The organism is Sinorhizobium meliloti (genome assembly GCF_017876815.1).
GTDB lineage: Bacteria > Pseudomonadota > Alphaproteobacteria > Rhizobiales > Rhizobiaceae > Sinorhizobium > Sinorhizobium meliloti.
Window position 1 is genome coordinate 1,715,001 of sequence record NZ_JAGIOS010000001.1, and the last position, 22,112, is coordinate 1,737,112.

The 22,112-nt window shown below is 62.4% G+C and carries 19 protein-coding genes, 1 tRNA gene and 2 rRNA genes (1 of these 22 only partly in view); 18 read left to right on the forward strand and 4 right to left on the reverse strand.

Features of this window, described 5'->3' with window-relative positions; all coding sequences use genetic code 11:
* The 3 genes from JOH52_RS08030 to JOH52_RS08040 all read left to right on the forward strand — a co-directional run.
* Positions 1-1,644 (forward strand): 23S ribosomal RNA (locus JOH52_RS08030) (it extends 1,215 nt beyond the left edge of the window).
* Positions 1,645-1,867: 223 nt separating this feature from the next.
* A 5S ribosomal RNA gene (gene rrf / locus JOH52_RS08035) occupies positions 1,868-1,982 on the forward strand.
* A gap of 186 nt (positions 1,983-2,168) precedes the next feature.
* Positions 2,169-2,245, forward strand: a tRNA-Met gene (locus JOH52_RS08040).
* Between the two features lie 109 nt (positions 2,246-2,354).
* On the opposite strand, the gene JOH52_RS08045 is transcribed toward JOH52_RS08040, so the two are convergent.
* On the reverse strand, positions 2,355-3,302 hold the full coding sequence (locus tag JOH52_RS08045; protein ID WP_010970326.1) for a sugar-binding transcriptional regulator: 948 nt from the start codon (positions 3,300-3,302) through the stop codon (positions 2,355-2,357).
* Between the two features lie 380 nt (positions 3,303-3,682).
* On the opposite strand from JOH52_RS08045, the gene JOH52_RS08050 reads away from it, so the two are divergent.
* The 14 genes from JOH52_RS08050 to JOH52_RS08115 all read left to right on the forward strand — a co-directional run bounded on the left by JOH52_RS08050 (position 3,683) and on the right by JOH52_RS08115 (position 17,038).
* Positions 3,683-5,311 carry an ABC transporter substrate-binding protein gene (locus JOH52_RS08050; RefSeq protein ID WP_010970325.1) on the forward strand — a complete coding sequence of 543 codons (1,629 nt, stop codon included), beginning with the start codon at positions 3,683-3,685 and terminating at the stop codon, positions 5,309-5,311.
* A gap of 93 nt (positions 5,312-5,404) precedes the next feature.
* On the forward strand, positions 5,405-6,418 hold the full coding sequence (locus tag JOH52_RS08055) for an ABC transporter ATP-binding protein (protein WP_010970324.1): 1,014 nt from the start codon (positions 5,405-5,407) through the stop codon (positions 6,416-6,418).
* Positions 6,415-7,413, forward strand: a complete 999-nt coding sequence (locus JOH52_RS08060; RefSeq protein ID WP_010970323.1) for an ABC transporter ATP-binding protein — start codon at positions 6,415-6,417, stop codon at positions 7,411-7,413. Before JOH52_RS08055 ends, JOH52_RS08060 begins: the two co-directional genes overlap by 4 nt.
* On the forward strand, positions 7,410-8,336 hold the full coding sequence (locus tag JOH52_RS08065; RefSeq protein ID WP_010970322.1) for an ABC transporter permease: 927 nt from the start codon (positions 7,410-7,412) through the stop codon (positions 8,334-8,336). The genes JOH52_RS08060 and JOH52_RS08065 overlap by 4 nt, the downstream gene beginning before the upstream one ends.
* A 17-nt stretch (positions 8,337-8,353) precedes the next feature.
* Positions 8,354-9,235 carry an ABC transporter permease gene (locus JOH52_RS08070; RefSeq protein ID WP_010970321.1) on the forward strand — a complete coding sequence of 294 codons (882 nt, stop codon included), beginning with the start codon at positions 8,354-8,356 and terminating at the stop codon, positions 9,233-9,235.
* 12 nt (positions 9,236-9,247) lie between these two features.
* A complete protein-coding gene (locus JOH52_RS08075) occupies positions 9,248-10,015 on the forward strand; it encodes a glycerophosphodiester phosphodiesterase family protein (RefSeq protein WP_010970320.1) in 768 nt (255 codons plus the stop codon).
* Positions 10,016-10,082: 67 nt separating this feature from the next.
* Complete coding sequence (locus JOH52_RS08080) at positions 10,083-10,991, forward strand: TIM barrel protein (RefSeq protein WP_014526990.1); 909 nt, start codon at positions 10,083-10,085, stop codon at positions 10,989-10,991.
* Between the two features lie 390 nt (positions 10,992-11,381).
* Complete coding sequence (locus JOH52_RS08085; RefSeq protein WP_010970318.1) at positions 11,382-12,209, forward strand: transporter substrate-binding domain-containing protein; 828 nt, start codon at positions 11,382-11,384, stop codon at positions 12,207-12,209.
* 66 nt (positions 12,210-12,275) lie between these two features.
* Positions 12,276-13,556, forward strand: coding sequence for an NAD(P)/FAD-dependent oxidoreductase (locus JOH52_RS08090; protein WP_010970317.1), 1,281 nt, complete (start codon positions 12,276-12,278; stop codon positions 13,554-13,556).
* A 17-nt stretch (positions 13,557-13,573) separates the two neighbouring features.
* Entirely contained in the window at positions 13,574-14,545 is a 972-nt protein-coding gene (locus JOH52_RS08095) for an amino acid ABC transporter permease (protein ID WP_010970316.1), read from the forward strand.
* Positions 14,535-15,416 (forward strand): DMT family transporter, encoded by an 882-nt coding sequence (locus JOH52_RS08100; RefSeq protein WP_010970315.1) that lies wholly within the window; start codon positions 14,535-14,537, stop codon positions 15,414-15,416. The genes JOH52_RS08095 and JOH52_RS08100 overlap by 11 nt, the downstream gene beginning before the upstream one ends.
* A 14-nt stretch (positions 15,417-15,430) precedes the next feature.
* Positions 15,431-16,186 carry an amino acid ABC transporter ATP-binding protein gene (locus JOH52_RS08105; protein ID WP_010970314.1) on the forward strand — a complete coding sequence of 252 codons (756 nt, stop codon included), beginning with the start codon at positions 15,431-15,433 and terminating at the stop codon, positions 16,184-16,186.
* A gap of 148 nt (positions 16,187-16,334) precedes the next feature.
* The gene (locus JOH52_RS08110; protein ID WP_003535711.1) at positions 16,335-16,580 is read left to right on the forward strand and encodes a type II toxin-antitoxin system Phd/YefM family antitoxin; all 246 of its coding nucleotides are present in this window, start codon (positions 16,335-16,337) and stop codon (positions 16,578-16,580) included.
* Positions 16,577-17,038, forward strand: coding sequence for a PIN domain-containing protein (locus tag JOH52_RS08115; RefSeq protein WP_010970313.1), 462 nt, complete (start codon positions 16,577-16,579; stop codon positions 17,036-17,038). Before JOH52_RS08110 ends, JOH52_RS08115 begins: the two co-directional genes overlap by 4 nt.
* 21 nt (positions 17,039-17,059) lie before the next feature.
* Here JOH52_RS08115 and JOH52_RS08120 read toward each other — a convergent pair whose 3' ends face one another.
* Both JOH52_RS08120 and JOH52_RS08125 read right to left on the reverse strand, forming a co-directional pair.
* Positions 17,060-17,872 carry a fructoselysine 6-kinase gene (locus JOH52_RS08120; RefSeq protein WP_003535707.1) on the reverse strand — a complete coding sequence of 271 codons (813 nt, stop codon included), beginning with the start codon at positions 17,870-17,872 and terminating at the stop codon, positions 17,060-17,062.
* A 79-nt stretch (positions 17,873-17,951) separates the two neighbouring features.
* Positions 17,952-18,965 (reverse strand): SIS domain-containing protein, encoded by a 1,014-nt coding sequence (locus JOH52_RS08125; RefSeq protein WP_003535705.1) that lies wholly within the window; start codon positions 18,963-18,965, stop codon positions 17,952-17,954.
* Between the two features lie 218 nt (positions 18,966-19,183).
* Between JOH52_RS08125 and JOH52_RS08130 the strand changes: the two genes are divergently transcribed.
* Entirely contained in the window at positions 19,184-19,915 is a 732-nt protein-coding gene (locus tag JOH52_RS08130; protein WP_003535703.1) for a GntR family transcriptional regulator, read from the forward strand.
* A gap of 189 nt (positions 19,916-20,104) precedes the next feature.
* Here the strand turns inward: JOH52_RS08130 and JOH52_RS08135 are convergent, their stop codons facing one another.
* Positions 20,105-22,099 (reverse strand): putative bifunctional diguanylate cyclase/phosphodiesterase, encoded by a 1,995-nt coding sequence (locus tag JOH52_RS08135; protein WP_013844880.1) that lies wholly within the window; start codon positions 22,097-22,099, stop codon positions 20,105-20,107.
* Positions 22,100-22,112 lie beyond the last annotated feature (13 nt).

Here is a 22,112-nt window from a genome sequence, read left to right on the forward strand (position 1 = left end):
GGTCTTTGCGCCGAAAATGTAACGGGGCTGAAGCCATGCACCGAAGCTGAGGATACGTCGTAAGACGTGTGGTAGCGGAGCGTTCCGTAAGCCAGTGAAGGGATACCCGTGAGGGGTCCTGGAGGTATCGGAAGTGCGAATGTTGACATGAGTAACGATAAAGAGGGTGAGAGACCCTCTCGCCGAAAGACCAAGGGTTCCTGCTTAAAGTTAATCTGAGCAGGGTTAGCCGGCCCCTAAGACGAGGCGGACACGCGTAGTCGATGGGAACCACGTTAATATTCGTGGGCCTGGTGGTAGTGACGGATTGCTCAACTTGTCCGGACTTATTGGATTGTCCGGGCGGGGACGCGGTTCCAGGAAATAGCTCCACCGTATAGACCGTACCCGAAACCGACACAGGTGGTCAGGTAGAGTATACCAAGGCGCTTGAGAGAACTATGTTGAAGGAACTCGGCAAATTGCACGCGTAACTTCGGAAGAAGCGTGACCCTTTTCTACGCAAGTAGGATGGGGTGGCACAGACCAGGGGGTAGCGACTGTTTATCAAAAACACAGGGCTCTGCGAAGTCGCAAGACGACGTATAGGGTCTGACGCCTGCCCGGTGCTGGAAGGTTAAGAGGAGGGGTGCAAGCTCTGAATCGAAGCCCCAGTAAACGGCGGCCGTAACTATAACGGTCCTAAGGTAGCGAAATTCCTTGTCGGGTAAGTTCCGACCTGCACGAATGGCGTAACGACTTCCCCGCTGTCTCCAACATAGACTCAGTGAAATTGAATTCCCCGTGAAGATGCGGGGTTCCTGCGGTCAGACGGAAAGACCCCGTGCACCTTTACTATAGCTTTACACTGGCATTCGTGTCGGCATGTGTAGGATAGGTGGTAGGCTTTGAAGCGGGGACGCCAGTTCTCGTGGAGCCATCCTTGAAATACCACCCTTATCGTCATGGATGTCTAACCGCGGTCCGTCATCCGGATCCGGGACAGTGTATGGTGGGTAGTTTGACTGGGGCGGTCGCCTCCGAAAGAGTAACGGAGGCGCGCGATGGTGGGCTCAGAGCGGTCGGAAATCGCTCGTCGAGTGCAATGGCATAAGCCCGCCTGACTGCGAGACTGACAAGTCGAGCAGAGACGAAAGTCGGTCATAGTGATCCGGTGGTCCCGCGTGGAAGGGCCATCGCTCAACGGATAAAAGGTACGCCGGGGATAACAGGCTGATGACCCCCAAGAGTCCATATCGACGGGGTTGTTTGGCACCTCGATGTCGGCTCATCGCATCCTGGGGCTGGAGCAGGTCCCAAGGGTTTGGCTGTTCGCCAATTAAAGCGGTACGTGAGCTGGGTTCAGAACGTCGTGAGACAGTTCGGTCCCTATCTGCCGTGGGTGTAGGAATATTGACAGGATCTGTCCCTAGTACGAGAGGACCGGGATGGACATATCTCTGGTGGACCTGTTGTCCTGCCAAGGGCATAGCAGGGTAGCTATATATGGAAGGGATAACCGCTGAAGGCATCTAAGCGGGAAACCCACCTGAAAACGAGTATTCCCTTGAGAACCGTGGAAGACGACCACGTTGATAGGCCGGGTGTGGAAGTGCGGCAACGCATGAAGCTTACCGGTACTAATCGTTCGATTGGCTTGATCGTTCTTGTTGCCTATGCTCATCGAAGATGAGCATCGCAACTTTCTTTGTCCTCACGCGCGTAGCGCTGCGGACGGCGCGCGCCACAAGGCGCGACGCGCTCTGCGCTTGCGGCCTCACGGCCGGGGCGACAGACAGAAGACGTGTTCAAAAGAAGTGAAAAACTTCACCAGCTTCTCAAAATCGGTTCGAGCCTGCAGCGCAGGCTCAATCTTGCGCTTTGCCGACCTGGTGGTTCTGGCGGGGTGGCTGCACCCGTTCCCATTCCGAACACGGCCGTGAAACGCCCCAGCGCCGATGGTACTTCGTCTTAAGACGCGGGAGAGTAGGTCGCTGCCAGGTCTGCAAAACGCAGGATAAACAAACCGAATATCTTCTCTTATGCATTCGGCCGATACACCGGCCGCCGACAAGCGGCCTTTCGATCGCCAGACCGAACCAAAACATACGAGATTTGCTTTGCAAAACTCGGACGAGATTTTGGCTCGCAAAACTCAGACGAGATTTTGCTTCGCAAAACTCGGATAACGCGGGGTGGAGCAGCCCGGTAGCTCGTCAGGCTCATAACCTGAAGGCCGCAGGTTCAAATCCTGCCCCCGCAACCAAACACATACACATAAACGCCAAAAGGCCCGCAGCAGCGGGCCTTTTGGCGTTTTGGGGCTACCCAGCGCCGATAGGGCGCCCGTTTTGCAGCGTCGTTTCCAGTCGATGTCACCTTTCCTCCGCGCGCTGCAGCATCGCCATGGCGGTCTCGGCGTCGGTGATCAAGATCGTGGGCAGCCTTGCCCGTGCCAGGGCCAGGAGAATGCCGTGCTTGTGCGAACCGCCCGAGGCAATGATGCGGCAGGGGATGCGGCGGTAATCGTCGAACTCGGGCGAGAGCACCTGACGGTTGAGCGGGTGATCGACGGGGTTGCCTTTGGCGTCGATATACCGGCCGAGGAGATCGCCGACCGCACCGCGGGCTATGAGTTCGCTCACCTTCGTCCCTTCCGGAAGGCCATAGCGCACCTGCAGGGAGTGCTGCGACATGTCGCCGGCGCTGAGATAGGATATGTCGACGTCGCAGATCTGGCGGAAGGTCTTGCGGAACACCGACTGCGCAATCAGGGCCTCGCGCGATTGCGGAGTTTCGGCATAGATAGGCGCGACGAAGTAGTGGCATTGCGCCTTCAGCACCTCCGCGAAGCCGCGGACGATCTCGAAGGTGTTGATCTCCGAACCATGCGTCAGCCCGCCCATCATCGATCGGACATCGATCCGGGGTTCGTTGGCGGGCGTCATATGCTGCATCGTCTCGCGTAAGGTCGCTCCCCAGCCAACTCCAATGGAGTGTGGTTTCCGCGTCTGGATCAGGCGATCGAGATAGGCGGCGGCGCCGCGCCCGATGACCGCGTGGAGAAGGCGCGGATCTGCCGGGGCGGGCATGACCACGGCATCATCCAATCCGAAACGGTCGCGCAGCCGCGATTCCAGCTCGACACTCTCGACAAGGGGTGAACTAAAGCTGATCCGGACGATGCCCTGCTCCAGCGCCGCGGCAAGAAGCTCGTTCACCCTCCGGCGTGTGAGATTCATGCGCTCGCCGATCTCGGCCTGCGTCAGTCCTTCCACGTGGTAGAGCCAAGCGGCCTTGGCCATCAGTTTCTGCTGCCCCATGCACCCCCCTGCAACGCTGCGCGTCTGTTAGACCGCATGTCATCCTTAATCGGGCAAGGCGACAGGGAGAAGAGTTACATACGTCACATCAGTGTTACACATGTGAACTAATTGGCGTCTGACGACATTCGGTTGGACGCTTACCCCCAATGACTGCAGCTTCATTCATCATCGCTTTCCACTGCGCGCCGACAGGGCGCGGAGTTACGCAAGCGATGTCTCCTAGGGACCTCTGTCGGCAAGACCGTCCACAGTTTGGTCGTCGAGCCCCTGTCACGAAAGTTTCACCCAAACATCAGGAAGACGACGTCTGGCGGAACTACACCCGACGCTGAACAGCATCCGCGCGGGTGCTCGATTCCATCCAAAAGGAGAGTCTCATGCTTTCAATCAATCGGCGCGGCGCGCTGGGCCTCATGGGCGCGACTGCGGGCAGCTTGGTCCTGCCGCGCTTCGCGTTCAGCCAAGGCAAGCGCCCATCCGTCACCATCGCCGTGCAGAAGATCACCATCAACAATACGCTCGACGTCTGGAACGAGCAGTCGAATGTCGGTGAGCGCGTGTTCTTCCCAAACCTCTGGGAGGGTCTGATCCTGCGCGACTGGATGGGCAATCAGGGTCCGGTTCCCGGCCTTGCGACGGAATGGAAGCGTATCGACGACAAGACCCTCGAGCTCAAGCTGCGCCAGGGTGTGAAGTTCCACAATGGCGACGAGCTCACGGCCGACGACGTCGTGTTCAGCTTCTCCGCGCAGCGCGTGTTCGGGGACACCCAGCCCGCAGGCGGCAAGACGGTCTTCGAGGATGAGCACAAGCCGGCCACCGCCAAGGAACTGCCGGCAGTCGTGCCGGGCACCGGGCGCCGCCTCTGGCCGGCGCTTGCCGGCGTCGAGGCCGTCGACAAACATACCGTTCGCTTCCACAACGCGACGCCGGACGTCACCATCGAGGGCCGCCTTTATGCCTTCGGCAGCCAGATTGCCAACCGTCGCGCCTGGGACGAGGCGGCGACCTATATGGACTGGGCACGCAAGCCGATCACCACCGGCCCCTATATGGTCGGCGAACATAAACCGGACGTTTCCTTGACGCTCGTCGCCTTCGACGACTACTGGGGCGGCCGCCCGCCGCTGGAGCAGATTCGCTTCGTCGAGGTTCCGGAGGTTTCGTCGCGCGTCAACGGCCTGCTCTCCGGCGAATACGACTTCGCCTGCGACCTGCCGCCGGACCAGATCGCCGCGGTTCAGGCCGCGCCCGGATATGAGGTCCAGGGCTCGACGATCCACAACCACCGCATTTCCGTCTTCAATGTACAGAACCCGACGCTTCAGGACCCGCTCGTCCGCCGGGCGATGACCCATTCGATCGACCGCCAGGCGATCGTCGATGCGCTCTGGTCCGGTCAGACGACCGTGCCGGCCGGCCTGCAGTTCCCCTTCTACGGTGACATGTTCGTCGAAGGCTGGACGGTTCCGGAATATAATCCGCAGCTCGCCAAGGATCTCCTGAAGCAGGCCAATTACAAGGGCGATGCGATCCCGTTCCGACTTCTCAACAATTACTACACGAACCAGACTGCGAACGGCCAGATCATGGTCGAGATGTGGAAGCAGGTCGGCCTCAATGTCGAAATCCAGATGAAGGAAAACTGGGGTCAGATCCACGACCCGTCCGGCGCGAAGGGCGTGCGCGACTGGTCGGCCGGCGCCGCCTTCAGCGATCCGGTCTCCTCGATCGTCGCCCAGTTCGGGCCTAACGGCGAGGTTCAGCAGAAGAAGGACTGGGCAAATGCCGAGGCCAACCAGATGGCCCAGATCCTCGAAACGGAAACCGATCATGCGAAACGCAAGAAGGCATTCGCCCGCATGCTCGAGATCTGTGAGCGCGAGGACCCGGTCTACCAGGTGCTTCACCAGAACGCGGTCTTCACCGGCATGAAGTCTTCGTTGAACTGGAAGGCGGCGCCCGCCTTCGCCATGGACTTCCGCGCCGCCAACTGGGCCAGCTGAATTCGACTACGCCGTGTTCCGGCAGCCCGGCGGCTGCCGGAATCCTTTGAGGACCGGGCGGCGATGCCGCGGTCGAAACACCGGGAATGAGAAATGGGCGCTGCCAAGCCGGATCTCGTAGCATTGCGGGACCTGAAGGTCGCTTTCGATGGCGTTCAGGTTCTGCATGGCATCGATCTCAATGTTGCCAAGGGAGAGGCTGTCGGCCTCGTCGGCGAGTCGGGATGCGGCAAGTCCGTGACCTGGCTCGCGGCGCTCGGGCTGCTTCCGGGCAAGGCGGCTGTCACGGGTTCTGTCCGGATCGACGGCCGGGAACTGTGCGGGGCACGCCGCACCGCTCTCGAGGAGGTCCGCGGCGGGCGGATCGCAATGATTTTCCAGGACCCTTCGAGCTCTCTCAATCCCGTATTGCGCATCGGCCGCCAGATCGTCGAGGCGCTTTACATTCACCGCGGTCTTCGCGGAGATGCGGCGCGCGTCGAGGCCCTGCGGTTGATGGACATGGTCGGCATTCCCGATGCGGCGCGGCGCTTCGATCTTTATCCGCACGAATTTTCCGGTGGGCAGTGCCAGCGCCTGATGATCGCGATGGCGCTCGCGGGCGAGCCGGACCTGCTGATCGCCGACGAGCCGACCACGGCGCTCGACGCGACCATCCAGGCGCAGATCCTCGATCTTCTGAACACGCTTCGGGCCGAGACCGGCATGGCGCTCGTCTTCATCAGCCATGATCTGGGCGCGGTCTCGCAGGTTTGCGATCGCGTATGCGTCATGTATGCCGGCCGGATCGTCGAAGAGGGAAGCGTGGCGCAACTCTTCTCGGAGCCGCGGCATCCCTATACGCGGGGACTGTTCGATGCCATTCCGCGGATCGACGGGCCGCGCGACCGGCTGATCCCTATCCCGGGGACCGTACCGAACCCGAAACATCTGCCTGCGGGCTGTTCCTTCTCGCCCCGGTGCCCCCGCGCCGTCGATGCCTGCGGGAGCGACTACCCGCATCTCGAGCCCCAAGGCGACGGACGCCGCCTTGCCTGCATGCGCCCCGTGCCAGCGGTCACGCGCGGCGACGCTGAGAGAAGAGTTCCCGAAGGGCTGATGTCGTGACTGCGCTGATCGAAGCGGACGAACTCGTGCGCATCTACGAAGTCCGGCGCGGGCTCTTCGGCCGCCCAAGCCCGGTGCGCGCCGTCGACGGGATTTCGCTCGCGGTCATGCCCGGCGAGACGCTCGGAATCGTCGGCGAATCGGGGTCCGGCAAATCGACATTGGGGCGGATGCTTCTGGGGCTCGATCCGGCGCAGGCCGGCGAGGTGCGCTTCGAGGGAAGCCCTGTGCCGAAATACGGTACGGCCGGATGGCGGGCGCTGCGCGCCAAGATGCAACTCGTCTACCAGGATCCGCTTGCGGCACTCGACCGGCGCCTGACGCTTGCCGCGCAGATCGGCGAGCCGCTCGATATTCACCGGCTCGTCCCCAAGGAACACCAGGCCGCCCGCATTGCCGAGCTGATGGCGGCTGTCGGGCTTCGCTCCGACCAGGCCGGGCGCTTCCCGCATGAGCTTTCCGGCGGCCAGCGGCAGCGGGCCGTCATCGCCCGCGCCCTTGCTTCGCGGCCGAAGCTCCTGGTCTGCGACGAGCCCGTCTCCGCCCTCGACGTTTCGATCCAGGCGCAGGTCGTCAACATGCTGCGCGATCTCCAGGAAAAGAACGGCATCGCCATGATCTTCATCAGCCACGATCTGAAGGTCGTGCGCAACATCGCCGACCGCGTCGCGGTGATGTATCTCGGCCGGATCGTCGAGGAGGCTTCTTCCGACGTGATCTTCCGGGCGCCGCAGCATCCCTATACGAAGGCGCTCGTCTCGAGCGTCCCGGTCCCGGGCAAGCCGCTCGAAGGCCGGGTGATCCTGCAGGGCGAACCGCCGAACCCGGCCGATCGTCCCTCGGGCTGCGCTTTCCATCCCCGCTGTCCCGTTGCGCGCGACATCTGCCGCACGAGCGTTCCTGCGCTTCGCCGGACCGGCAACGGCCGGACGGCGGCCTGTCATGCGGTGGCAGGCGAAACCGCGTCGGTCGAGACCCTTAGGAGACGGGCATGATCCGCTTCGTTCTCGTGCGTCTGATGCGCGCCGTGATTACGATACTCGCCGTCGTGACCTTCGCTTTCGTCGTGCTGCGCATGTCGGGCGATCCGGCCCAGGTGATGCTCGGTCCCGATGTGCCTCAGGACGCCGTCGACGCGTTCCGCAAAACCTGGGGTCTCGACCAGCCGATCTGGATACAATACCTCGCCTATATCAAGTCGATCTTCACCGGAGATTTCGGCGTGTCGATGCGCGACAAGGCCTCGGCGCTCCATCTGGTTCTGGAGCGGGTGCCCGCGACGCTGCAATTGACGCTTCCGGCGCTGATCCTGAAGCTGATGATCGGTATCCCCGCCGGCGTCTATGCCGCGCTCCACCGGCAGAGCTTCGCCGACCGCGGCGTGATCACGCTGGCGATCATCGGCTTTACCGTTCCGTCCTTCGTCATGGGCCTCGTGCTCGTACTGATCTTTTCGGTTCTTCTGGGCGTGCTGCCGTCCGGCGGGCAGGATACCTGGATGCACGGGATTCTGCCGACGATCACGATGAGCATCGGAGGGATCGGCATTCTTGCCCGTTTCTCGCGCAGCGCCATGATCGAAGTGCTTGGGCAGCCCTACATCCGCACGGCCTCGGCGAAGGGGCTGAAATGGCGCGACGTCATCTGGAGCCATGCGCTTCCCAACGCCGCAGTCCCGATCGTCACCATCGTCGGTTTCATGGTCGGGTCGCTGATCGCCGGCGCGGTCGTGGTGGAATCGATCTTCTCCTGGCCCGGCATCGGGCGGCTGCTGATCGTTTCGGTCAGCAATCGCGACCTCGCCGTCGTGCAGTGCATTCTGCTGATCATCGCCGCGGCAATGGTGATGTCGAACCTCGTCGTCGATCTGCTCTACGGCTGGCTCGACCCGCGGCTGCGTTCGCATGCCGGGCATTAGATCCAAGGAGATGCGCTATGGCTTCCGTTGATCTGGCAGAGAGATCGCCTCTTGCAGGATGGCTACGAGGCTCCCTTTCCTTCCTTCGGCGCAAATTGCCGCTTTCGGTGGCGTTCGGCTTCCTCTGGCTCGCAGCGATGATCGTCATCGCGCTTTTCGCCGGCTACCTGCGGCCCTATGACATCACGGCGATGGATCTGACGAGCCGGCTGTCGGCGCCCGGAACGCTGAAGCACTGGCTCGGCACCGACGAGCTCGGCCGGGACGTGCTGTCGCGGCTGATCCAGTCGATCCGCGTCTCGCTGATCATCGCCTTCGGTGCGACGGTGCTTTCGGCGGTCTTCGGCACGGCGCTCGGTTTCGCGGCAGCGCGGTTTCGGGGCTTGACCGAGCATCTGGTACTCGCGCTTGCCGATTTCCAGGCGGCCCTGCCGTTTCTCATCATGTCGCTCGCGGTGCTGGCCTTCTTCGGCTCCTCCATGGTGCTGCTCGTCTGTCTCATGGGCTTCTACGGCTGGGAACGCTACGCGCGCATCGCCCGCGGCCTGGCGATCTCGGCCGGGGCGCAGGGCTATGCTGCCGCGGTGGTGCAACTCGGCGCCACTCCGGCGCGGGTCTATCTCCGCCATATCCTGCCCAATGTCGCATCGACGCTGATCGTGTCGATGACGCTGACGTTTCCGGAGATCATCCTGATGGAAAGCGGGCTGTCATTCCTAGGTCTCGGTGTGCAGCCGCCGGAAACGAGCCTCGGCAACATGGTCGGCTTCGGGCGCGAATATCTGACCCGCGCTCCCTGGATCATGCTCGCTCCGGCTGCCGTGATCATGCTCACGACCCTTTCCATCTCGCTTGTCGGCGACTGGCTTCGCGACAAGCTCGATCCCACCGTGCGTTGAGGACCCAATCCCATGACGAAAATCATCGGCCACCGCGGCGCCCGCAATCTCTGGCCGGAAAACTCGCTGACGGGTTTCCGCAATGCGCTGCGGCTCGGCGTCGATGCCATCGAGTTCGACGTGCACCTGACCGATTCAGGAGAGTTGCTCGTCATTCACGACGCCGCGCTCGACAGGACCGTACACGCGACCGGACCGGTGCGCCGGCTTTCTCCCGCGGGGCGGCTCGCGACGCGGTTGCGCGATACGGACGAGAGTATCCCGACATTGAGCGACGTGCTGGGCATACTTGCAGCCAGGGACGGACTTCACTTGCACGTCGAGATCAAGTCCGACGAAACGGGAACACCTTACCCCGGCATCGCCGCCCGAGTAGCGGCGGAACTGCGGCGCTTCGGCGTCGACCACCGCTCCCATCTCACGTCTTTCGATATATCGGTCCTCGAGGAGTGCCGCCTCCATGCGCCGCATGTCGCGCGTCTCGTCTCCGTCAATGCCGACTGGGCGGCGCGGCAAGGCGGCCTCTCTGCCTTTCTCCCGGCCGCCGACGGCCTCGTGGACATCGTAGCGATCCACCACGAACTGATGGCGGACCAGTGGGAACTCATCCGTAGCTCGGTGCCTATGGAGCGGCTTTGCGTATGGACCCTCAACGAGGAAGCGGGCATCCGCCGCTGGCTCGAAAGGGGGATCGGGCATCTGACCTCGGACAGTCCCGATCTGGCGCTCGGCTTCCGTGACGCCGAAGTCGCATCAGTGCGCTTAGAGGAAAAGTTATAGCGGTTTCCGACCGGAAACGCGTATTTTCTAGTCCGGTCGTAGCCGGTCATCTCAATGGGGACAATCAATGAGCAATATCATCGCAACCGGCTTCAGTTCGGGTTCCGTCGACGGCGAACTGGAGAGCCTCGAGGCCGACCTGCGCCGACTGAGGGAACTCGGCGTCGACACGGTCGAGCTTGGCCTGACCAGCATCGACCTCATCGCCGGCGGAAGACTGATCAAGGAGCGCGTGGAGCGGCTTGTGGCGCTGACCCGCCAGTTTCCCTTTCGCTACACGGTTCACGGCCTCGTTTCCTCGAACTTCATGGATCCGGCAACGGCGGCCTATCAGCTGGAGGCGGCAAAGGCGCTGGTCGAGATCTGCGATCGCATCGGCGCCGGCATCATCGTTCAGCACGGCGGTCACCTGCGCGCCGAGCAGCTTTTCGAGCGGGCGGAGGCAGACCGGCGCGAGCGTGACGCTTTGTTCGAGCTCGCGGAATTCGCACGCCCCTACGGCGTGCGCATCGCGCTTGAGAATATCTTTTCAACGGCGCCGGGACAGTATCGCCAGACGCCGGCCGAAATCGCCGAGACGGTGAGGGCCGTCGACCATTCCAATCTGGTGGCGCTGATCGACTTCAGTCATGCCTATATCGAGGCCACCTATCGCGGCTTGAATTTTCGCGAGCAGATCCGCGCCATGGCGCCCGTTGCCGGGCACCTCCACGTCCACGATTCCTTCGGCCGCCCGCAGGCCTTTTATCAGGCGTTCTATCCGCAGGAGGCGACGGCACTCGGTATCGGCGACCTGCACATGCCGCTCGGCTGGGGCGACATCGACTGGGAGGATATTTTCGGTGAACTGGATTTCCTGCCCGAGACAGTGCTGATGATGGAGATCGGGCCGCGCTATCGCAATGAGCAGGCCGAATGCCTGAAGCGTGCTCAAGGGCTGATGCTGCTCAGCCGCACCGCAACGGCTGCCGAGTGATCGCCACCTGAAGTTGTCATTGCTGCGTAGGCGGGGCTCTGGCGGATGCCGGGCTCCGCCTTTCCGCGTCCAGCCCTTGGCGCGCTTTCAGGATAGTGTGTAGAGCCTGGCTCCACGCCGTCGCGTTCAACGCCGCCTTATTCCTTCGCACTCCGGCCGAGTCCATCACCGATTCGCATAGTCTCATCATTTCGTTTCATGGCCGCGTGCGCCATGCGGCCTTGACACCGCGTCAGTAGGATTTACTAATTCAGTTGTCAGACATCTTATAACTGGGAGCACGCTGCATGTTCCGTGGATCATGCAGCAAGTCGAAGTGCTACAGCGACCATTGCGCGCCTTGCGAGAGACGCGACGCTGTAGGGCTGGCTTATCGAAGAGGAGGATTGCGTGAAAGGACTGTTTGCAAAGCTCGCTATCGGCGTTGCCGCACTGGCGTTCGTAACCGCCGCACAGGCGGGTGAGACGCTCGACCGGGTGATGGGCAAGAAGGCCATGGTGGTCGCCACCAACAGCGGCTGGCCGCCCCAGAGCTATCTCGACGACAGCAACGAGCTGGTCGGTTTCGACATCGACGTGTCCAAGGAGATCGCCAAGCGTCTCGGCGTCGAAGTGAGCTTCGAAACGCCCGACTGGGCGACGTTGACCGGCGGCCGTTGGCAAGGGCGCTACGATCTGGGTGTTGGCTCCGTCACCCCCACCAAGGCGCGTGCCCAGGTCATCGATTTCGCCGGCATCTATTACTTCAGCCCCTATGTTTACGTGCTGCACAAGGACAGCCAGGCGAAATCCGTCGCGGACCTGAACGGCAAGATCATCGGGGTCGAAACGGCGACCACGTCGGAAGATTTCATCCGCCGTCAGCTGGAGATCGATGCGCCGGGCCTGCCGCCGATCGAATATAAGATCGAGCCGGGCGAGATCCGCACCTTCGCCGATTCCATGCTGCCCTTCGACGATTTGCGCCTTGGCGACGGGGTGCGCCTCGATGCGGTCATCGCGCCGGAGCAGACCGCGCTCAACGCGGTGAAGAACGGCTATCCGCTGCGCGTCCTCGAGGGCGAGTATGCCTTCAGGGAGCCGCTTGTGGTCATCGCCGAAAAAGTCGATCCGGACTGGACGAAGAAGGTGGGTTCCATCATCGACGAGATGAAGAAGGACGGCACGCTCGCGACGCTGACCACCAAGTGGTACGGCAAGGACTACAGCGCCGACTGAACCGATACCTGCGGGGGGCGGCTCGCCGCCCCTCCGCTTGCCACCGCGGTCGACGGGCGAGAGAAAATGTCCTATCCCAATACCTATTACAAGCAGACAATAGCCGAAACGAATGTCAGACCGCCCCTCTCCGGTACGGTCGAATGCGATACCGTGATCATCGGTGGCGGGCTCGCCGGTCTGACGACGGCGTTGCAGCTGGCGCGCGCCGGGCAATCGGTGGTCGTTCTCGAAGCGGAAAGCGTAGGCTTCGGGGCGTCCGGCCGCAATGGCGGTTTCGTCAGCCCGGGTTTTGCCACCGGCAGCGACAACATCGCCCGCATGGCCGGGACCGAGGCGGCGCGGCAGATACACCGGCTTTCGATCGAAGGCGTCGAATTCGTCCGCGAGACGATCGAGGCGCTGAAAATCGACGGCGCAAGGCCCCAGCCCGGCATCACGAGCGTGTTGCGCTACGACGACGGAGGCAGCCTGAAAGCGCATGCCGACGAGATGAGGCGCATCTACGGCTATGAGCTCGACTATCTCTCCACCGGCGAAGTCCGTTCGGTGTTGAAGTCGAACCGATATTTCCACGCCTTGCGCGACCCCAAAGCCTTCCACATGCATCCGCTCAACTATCTTCGCGGACTGGCGCGCGAGATCGAACGGCTGGGCGGACGGATCTATGAAGGTTCGGCGGCGACCGGGAGCGTGCTCGACGGTGCCGAGAAGACCGTGTCCACGTCGGGCGGCCGTGTCAGAGCGCGTCATGTCGTGTTCACCACCGGCGGCTATACGGGCCCCCTGAACGGGCGGCTGAAACGTTCGTTCCTGCCGATCGCGACTTATGTCATGCTGAGCGAGGAAGCGCCGGAACTCATTCGTACCGCCATTGCCACCACGGACGCGATCGGCGACAACCGCCGCGCCGGCGACTACTACCGCCTGGTCGAGGGCGGGAAGCGCCTGCTTTGGGGCGGGCGCATCACCACCCGCGCGGCCTCACCGGCAGCCTTGGCCGGGGAACTGCGGCGCGAAATGGTCGGGACCTATCCGCAGCTCAAGGATCTGAAGACCGAGCTTGCCTGGTCGGGACTGATGTCCTACGCGCGCCACCTCATGCCACAGATCGGCGAAATGCAACCCGGCGTATGGCATTGCACGGCCTTTGGCGGCCACGGGCTGAACACGACCGCCATCGGCGGGAAGCTGGTGGCCGAAGGCATCCTTGGTCAGTCCGACCGCTACAAGCTGTTCAAGCCATTCGGGCTCGTCTGGGCCGGCGGCTATGCCGGACTGGCGGTAGCCCAGCTCACCTACTGGAAACTGCAAGCTCAAGACTGGTGGCGCGAGCGCGCGGCCTGAATGCCGGAGAGAACCAAATGATCGGTCGTATGATTCTGACTTATCCGGATGCAGCGCGGCGCACCGGGACGTTTCTCCTGCTCGCGCTGATAACCCTGACGGTCTACAGCCTGGGTGTCAGCCCGGCCTGGATCGGCCTTGTTCTGCCGACGAGCTCGGAGTGGCTGGCCGCCAATCCCGCGCTCGGACGGTTGGTCGGCGCGGTGATGATCGCGGTGATAGCGGCGCTGAACTGGAAGGCCCTGCGGCAGCTGCCTCGCCGCTGGCAGGTGGCCGGCGTCTGGCTGGAGCTCTTCGCGCTCCTGATGCTCTTCTTCTATTCCTTCAATCTTTCCTTTGCCTTTATCGCCAAGAAGCTCAGCTTCCTGATCTCGCAGGGCGTCGTCACCACGCTCTACATTTCGGTGATCTCGATCGCTGTCGCGACCGTCATCGCGCTTGTGGGCGCAATTGCGAAACTGTCGAAGAACGGTGTGATCTACGGTCTCGCCACCTTCTACACGTCGCTCTTTCGCGGCCTGCCGCTCCTGATGCAGATCTATATCATCTATCTCGGTCTGCCGCAGGTGGGTTACGTCATCAGCGCCGTGCCGGCCGGCATCCTTGCGCTCTCGCTCTGCTACGGCGCTTATATGACCGAAATCTTCCGGGCGGGGATCGAGAGCATTCCGCGGGGGCAGACGGAAGGTGCGACCGCGCTCGGCCTGAGCCCGAGCCAGACGATGGGGCTGGTGATCCTCCCGCAGGCGATGCGTGTGATCATTCCGCCGACCGGAAACCAGTTCATCGCGATGCTGAAGGATTCCTCGCTGATCTCCGTCGTCGGCGTCTGGGAACTGATGTATCTCGCCCGCACCCAGGGACAGACCGAGTTCCGTCACATCGAAATGCTGATCACGGCCTCCATGATCTACTGGATCCTTTCGATCGGCCTCGAATATATGCAGTCCCGTGTCGAGGCACGGTTCGGACGCTTCAATGTCCGTTGACGCGACTGTCGCGCCGGCCGCGGGCGGCCTGCCGCGCAACCTGCGCGCGGCCGCCCTGGGCTTCCTGGCCTTCGCCGTGTTTTCGGGCACGGATGTGCTGGTGAAGCTTCTCGCAGAGCGCTTCGAGGTGCCGCAGGTGACCTTCATGGTGACGCTTGCGGCGCTCGCGATGCTTGCCGTCTACGCCGGCGTCACCGGCACAACGGCGTCGCTCAGGCCGCGTCATCCGGGGCTCGCGCTCCTGAGGGCGTTCCTGCTCGCCGTCGATACGCTTCTGATCCACTACGCATTTTCGGTGCTGCCGCTGTCGGAAGCCTATCTGCTCGCCTTCCTCACTCCGGTTCTTGTGGCGGTGCTGGCCTTCGCCCTGCTTGCGGAACGCCTGTCCATGCTTGCCTGGTGTGGCGTGGTCGTCGGCTTCCTCGGTGTTGCGGTTGCGCTCAGGCCGGGGATCGCGCCGCTCAATCTCGGTCACGCCGCGGCGGCGGGGTCGGCTCTCGTCTTCGCGCTCTCGCTCGTGCTGCTGCGCCGCGCCAAGGCGACGGAGAGCGACCTTGCCCTCGTCTCGACGCTGCTCGTGGTGCTCGCCGCGGTCGCGCTGGCCGTTGCGTCGATCGGCGGCGGACTGGCGCCGGTCGGGCCGGGCGATCTGCTGATAGCCTTCTTCGCCGGCCTCTTCATGCTCGGCGGTCATCTGCTGCTGGTGCGCGCCTTCCGCATGGGCGACGCCTCGGTGGTTGCGCCTTTCCAATACAGCCAGATCGTCTGGGGCTGCCTCTACGGGGCGCTGTTCTTTGCCGCCCCCATCGAACTGCACACGGTCGCAGGCGCGCTCGTCATCGTGCTTTCCGGCTGGCTCGTCCTGAAATAATCCTGGAGACAACAATGCCAACATCGATCGACATCGCTTCGCCGGAGATCACGCTCAGCGGCGTACACAAGTGGTACGGCCAGTATCATGCCCTTGACGATATCAACCTGTCCATCGCGTCGCGGGAGAAGGTCGTCATCTGCGGACCCTCCGGTTCCGGCAAGTCGACGCTGATCCGCTGCGTCAACCGGCTCGAGGCGCATCAGCAGGGCCGCATCGTCGTCGGCGGCGTCGAAGTCGGCGAGGATGAGCGCAAGGTGGATGCCATCAGGCGCGAAGTGGGAATGGTGTTTCAGCAGTTCAATCTCTTCCCGCACCTGACGATCCTCGAAAACTGCATTCTGGCGCCGATGTGGGTCAAGCGCATGCCGCGCGCCCAGGCGACGGAGATCGCGATGGACTATCTCAATCGCGTGCGCATTCCGGAGCAGGCGAACAAATATCCGGGCCAGCTTTCGGGCGGACAGCAGCAGCGCGTGGCGATCGCGCGGGCGCTCTGCATGAATCCGAAGGTCATGCTCTTCGACGAGCCGACCTCTGCACTCGACCCTGAAATGGTCAAGGAAGTGCTGGACACCATGGTGGCGCTCGCAAACGACGGCATGACGATGGTCTGCGTCACCCACGAAATGGGCTTCGCACGCCAGGTCGCCGATCGGGTGATCTTCATGGACCAGGGCCGCATTGTCGAAGAGGGCGAACCGGACGAATTCTTCGCGCATCCGAAGACGGATCGGGCGAGCCTGTTCCTCAGCCAGCTCCTGCACTGATGCATATGGCAGGATTTGTGCGCACCCATCGCTGCTCGGGCAAGCTTTGACCGAGGCAGGCACTGGCTGGCGATACCGATCATATGACGTTGCGGAGCGCGTCGCCTTCCATTATTGTAGGCAATATAACTACTGATGAGGTATTGCCGTGGAAGAAGCCGTTTCGGCAGCGGATGCCAACCGCAAGTTTTCTCTTATCCTGCGCAGCGTGCGGGAGGGGCACAGCTATGTCGTGACGAGCCACGGACGGCCTGTCGCGCGCATCGTTCCCGCCGCCAAAAGCGATAACGCGGTTTCCGGTGCGCGAACAGCGCTGCTGTCGCGCCTCGAACGTCAGCCCGCCGTGATTGCCGGGCGCTGGACCCGCGATGAGCTTTACGAGGACGAGCGGTGAGGGTCGCGCTCGACACCAACGTCCTCGCCTATGCGGAGGGCGTCAACGGTATCGAGAAGCGGGATATCGTTCTGGAACTGGTGCGCAATCTGCCGCAGGAGGCTGCCGTCATTCCCGTTCAGGTGCTTGGAGAACTGTTCAATGTTCTCGTGCGCAAGGCAGGAAGGTCACGGGCCGACGCCCGCGAGGCCATTCTAGGCTGGCGAGACGCCTTTTCGATCGTCGGGACCTCGCCCGAAATCATGGTGGCGGCGGCTGACCTCGCAACCGATCATCATTTCGGCATCTGGGATGCGGTGATCCTTTCCGCCGCCTCGCAGGCCGGTTGCCGGCTGCTGCTGTCCGAAGACCTTCAGGATGGCTTCACATCGGGCGGCGTAACAGTCGTCAATCCCTTTGCGTCTCCGCGTCATACGTTGCTGGAGTCATTGTTGGGAGGGGGCGAGGCATCGGAGTAATCCGTCCCATTCGCCGCGCCGTCAGATCGACTGCGGTTCCTGCGGAAAGCCGCCGACATGCGTGCATGTATCCGCGGCCAGGTCCCTGCCGGCCTCGAGGCATGCGGCAAGGGCGCGCCCTTCCAGGCGGGCGGCGATGAAGCCGGCGATGAAGCTGTCGCCGGCGCCGGTCGTGTCGACGACTTCGACCGCACGAATGCCCGCGGACGCAACCTCGGCGCCGTCGCTCGCGAGCGAGCCGAGCGCACCACGCGTGACCACCGCGAGGCGGGCTCCGCGCGCGAGAAATTCGCCGGTCAGCCTCTCTGCACTCGTTTCGTCCTCGCCGGCCGATCCGAAGGCGATCGAAAGGCCGTCGACTTCGAGATCTGCGGCTGCCGCATTGACCGAGACGTCCTGGGAGACGCTGACGCCTGCGGCAGATAGCGCACGGCGCAACAGGCCGCCGTCGTCCAGCCAGCCGATATGCACATGGTCCATGGTCTTCAGCAGCTCGATCTCGCCGGCATCGGGGCGGTATCCGGCGCAGGCCCCGAAGTCTTCATGGACGAAGATGCGGTCGCCGGCAGGCGTAACGTCGATATCTGTGTAGGCCGTGTTGGTGTCGCGCGCGAGCAGGTGATCGACATTGACGCCGTTTGCAAGCAGCAGGCGGCGAACCTGGGCGCCGTCGGAATCGCGGCCGACGGCGCCGAAATAGAAGGAGCCGTGGCCGAGCCTTGCAAGTTGAACGGCGACATTGATCGCGTTGCCGCCGACATAGGATTGGCGAAGTGGCGCGCGATAGCGGTCGATGCAATTGTCGCCGACTGCGGCAAATCGGAAGGAAGTCATGGCGATCTCTTGTCCTGCGGCGTCACGGCCGCGAATGCGGAAGCAATTGCGGCCGTGCTAGTTTATCGGGCGTCCATGCTCAATAGGCCACGCGCTTGTAGTAACGCCGCGTCGTCAGCGGGTGGTTGCGCATCACTTCGAGGTGCGCGCTGATGCGCTCGAGCACGGTTGCGAGAACGATCGGCGAGACGAGGCCGCGTACCTCTTGCGAAATGCCGGGCAGCGCAAAGTCGGCCGTGTCGAGCACGGTCAGCCTGTCCGTGTAGTTGGGCGCGAAATTCTGCACCCGGTCGGCAAGCGGCCGCAGCGCATCCTCGCCCTTGAAGAGGATGACGCTGACGCCCTTTTCCACGAGCTCGAGCGTCCCATGGAAGAAGTCCGAGGCATGGACCGGGCGTGTCCGGATCCACTGCATCTCTTCGAGGATGCACATGCCGTAGTAGAAGGCCTCGGGCCAGGCGTTTCCGGCGCCGGTGACGATGTGGTAGTCGGAGCCCGCCAGAACGCGGGCGAAGGTCTCGGCCTTGTCCTCGTAACCGCGCTTCACTTCGAGGAGAAGCCCAGGAAGTCTTTCCAGTTCACCGGCGATCTGGTCGTAGTTCTCGATCTCGCCGCGGTGACGCATGATCGACAGCGCGATGAACAGGGATTGCAGGTAGAAGGACTCGCAGGACGTGTCGTCTTCGGCAAAGTTGACGAAGGCATGGTCGCCGCCCTTGCCGAGCGGCGTTTCCTCGTGACCCACCAGCGACAGGACCGTCGCGCCGGCCTCCTTCGCCTTTGCGAGCAGAGCCACGCTCTCCTTGGTCGTGCCGGAGAGCGACGGAATGACGACGATCGACTTTTCCGTCAGGTTGACCGAACCGGTGATGAAGAGCTCAGCCGGCAGGTCGATGAAGGCCGGAAAGCGCGACCTGCGCTGGAGCAACTGGGCGGCCGGCTGCATGAGAATGGCGGCACCGCCGGTCCCGAGGAAAAAGACGTTCTCCGCACCCTTTTCAAGGCAGGAGACGACGACGTCGTCCAGGCGTTGACGCAGGGCAACGGCGCCCGACTGGATGCGTAGGAATCTCTGTTCGTCAAAATTCAGCATGGTTCTCTCTCGACAGGTGGTGGCGATCGCCGGCTGGTGCCAACAATGTTGTAAGACAACTGACAACATCGCATGAAAATGTCAAGGGAGATAATCGGCCGAATGCACCTTCTGCCAGCGAGTTCCAGCAAGGGTATAAGCTAGAATAGCTGTCCCTTGACCTTCCTGGATTTGTCAGACAAGAAGGATCATATTTTGCCGTCATTGGGAGAGAGGAATTGCCCGAGCCCCTTCGCGACACGCGCACCCTGGTCATACAGCTTCGCGACCGCATCGCCGATCTGATCCGGGAGCAGGGGCTCGCTCCGGGCGACAAGCTTCCGACGGAGGCGCAGCTGACGGAGCGTTTCAGGATATCCCGCCCGGCGCTGCGGGAGGCATTGAAGCTACTGGAACAGGATGGCGTCATCTATGTCGAACACGGCCGCGGCCGGTTCGTTTCGGCGGCGTCTGCGGTCCATGTCGAAAGGCCGATCACCGTCTTCGAGAGCGTCACCGACATGACGCGCCATTACGGCTATGCGACCGTCAACAAGGTACTCTCGATCGCCGAGGAAATGCCCGACGCGGTCACGGCGGGGCAATTGCGGCTCGCAAGCGGCGAACGTGTCATCCGTCTCGAGCGTCTGCGTCTGCACAAGGACGAGCCGATCCTCTATTGTCTCGACTACATCCCGCGCAGCATCATTCCGAGCCGCCTTTATGACATCGAATGGGGCGGCTCGCTGCTCGATCTGCTCGACCAGTATAGACACCGGCCGCGCATGTCCGCTGCTACGGTCACGGCGGTGATGCTTCCGGAGGACGTGGTGGAGCGCAACGATCTGCGGGATTTCGGGCCGGCGCTGCTGATCCGCGAGACCTGTTTCAATGCGAGCGGCGTGCCGGTCGTTTATTCCGTCGACTACCACCGCGGCAGCCATTTTTCCTTCAGCCTCGCGCGGAAATAGCGATCCGGGGTCGCACAGCGGTTGCGAAGATCTTGAGGGAAGCGTCCTTCCCTCCGCCCTTGCCGGTCGGCCCAATCAGCGGGATGAGGAAAAGTGTGTGCGGTTTTCCGCCCGCATCCCGCGTCTCCACCTCTTGGAACCGGTCACGTTCATGCTTTTAGGTCGACCCGACCCTAAAAACATCGTGATCTAATGCGGCCTCGCGCGGCTCCGGCGTTTGTCCGTCGGCGGAGGGGTCTGGAAATTTCGCGCAGGCGCGGGTCGCCCCACATGGAAGCCCTGGACGTGGTCGATCCGGAATTGCCGCATGAGCGCGAGCTGTTCCTCCGTCTCGACACCCTCGACCAGGATCTTGTGCCCGCGGTTTCGCACCAGGCCGATAATGTCCCTGAGCATCGCCTTGCCCTTGGGCGTGTCGCAATCGTGAAGGAACGATCGGTCGATCTTCACCGTATCGAAGTCGATCAGGCGCAGCCATGACAGGCCGGCGAAGCCGGTTCCAAAATCGTCGAGCCATATTCTGATGCCCAGCGTCTTCAAATCGGCGATGCAACGCAGGATATCGGAATGCATCTCCATCTCGAGCCCCTCGGTGATTTCGAAGGCGAGCCTGCTGCCGGCCACTCCGGTTTCGCCGAGAATGGCCGCGACCGAAGCTGCGAAGCCTGGCGATCTGAGCTGGATCGGCGAGACGTTCACGCTGACGACGGGCACATGCTCGCTTGCCAGGAGTTCCTGGCACACCATGCCTATGACCCAGCGGCCGAGATCGAGAATGGCCCCGGTCCTCTCGGCAATCGGCACGAAGAGGCTCGGAGGGACGGACGTGCCATCCAGCATCTTGAGCCGCATCAATGCCTCGACCGCGTCTACCCGGCCGGTGGCGACGTCACGTATGGGCTGATAGACGAGTGAGACGAGATTCTGGTCGATCGCAATTTTCAGGAGCGCGGCGATGTTCTCGCTTTCGTCGCTGCTTTGCGGGTCGTTCGGATCGAAGAGGCGCGCGCAGTTACGGCCGTTGGCCTTTGCCCCGTAGAGAGCGCGATCCGCTTCATGGATCAGCCTCTCGAGCTTCGAACCGATCTGGTTCCGGGTGAAACCCGCGCCGACGCTCACCGTCACGATCGACATGCCGTCGCGGCGCTGTTCGTGCGGCAGCGCGAGCGTCTCGACACTGTGCCGTACGGCTTCCGCCAGATCCGCAGCCTGCTCCCGCGTCTTCAGCCGTGCGAGCACGATGAATTCCTCGCCGCCATAACGGCCGATCGAGCCATCGTAGGGCGCGATCGACTCCTTCAGTGCATTGGCAACGAGAACGAGGCAGCGATCGCCTTCCTGATGGCCGTAAAAGTCGTTGTACCGCTTGAAGAAATCGACGTCGATAAGGATTGCTGCGAAGCTCTTCCCGCCTCTTTGCCAGTCGCTCCAATAGTCCCGGAGCTTCTGGTCGACCGCGCGACGGTTGTCGAGGCCCGTGAGCGAATCGGTATGCGACAGCCGCAGCAGCGCTTTTCCGCGGTCCGAGGCTTCCTTCTGCTGGATCTTCGCCTCGAAGGCATTGAGAAAGACCTTGTAGCGCTCCCGGTTGAGCTTCCAGTTCACATAGGACGTGAAGACGAAGCACGAGACGTAGAAGGTTCCGAAGGCGACCTGATAGGACACGCTTTTCGGTATATAGAAAATCAAGGCGAGAAAGAACGTGGCGAGGACGATTCCCGAGGTTACGACCGACAGGCGAAAGTGAAAACTGAAGAATAGATTGGCGCCCATCATGAATATCGCGCCAAAAATCATGTAATAGGAAATACTCTCGGTCTGGCTGGTCATCAGCGACGGGAACAGCCAACCCCAATAGCCCGCCACGAGTGCCCCTGCGCAGGTGAGATCGAACCACTTCGTCTCGGCATCCAGCCGAAACAATGTCTCGATGGCGGCAATCGCCGTAGCGCCCACCGCAAGGCGTGCCAGGATTGCATAAAACGCGACATCCGGAACGAGCAGGATATCCGTGGCCGCGAACAGCAGATAGACGGCCACGGCCACCCAGAGGCCCTGGCGGCTTGCCATCCGGCGCGTGACTTCGCCTTCTCTCCGGTAGAGCGCTTGCAGCTCTACAGATTGCAGTCTGGGCGGCTGCGCCTGCAGATCGATCTCAATTACCTCGGCCAACGTGTGCCTCATGCACCGATCCCAA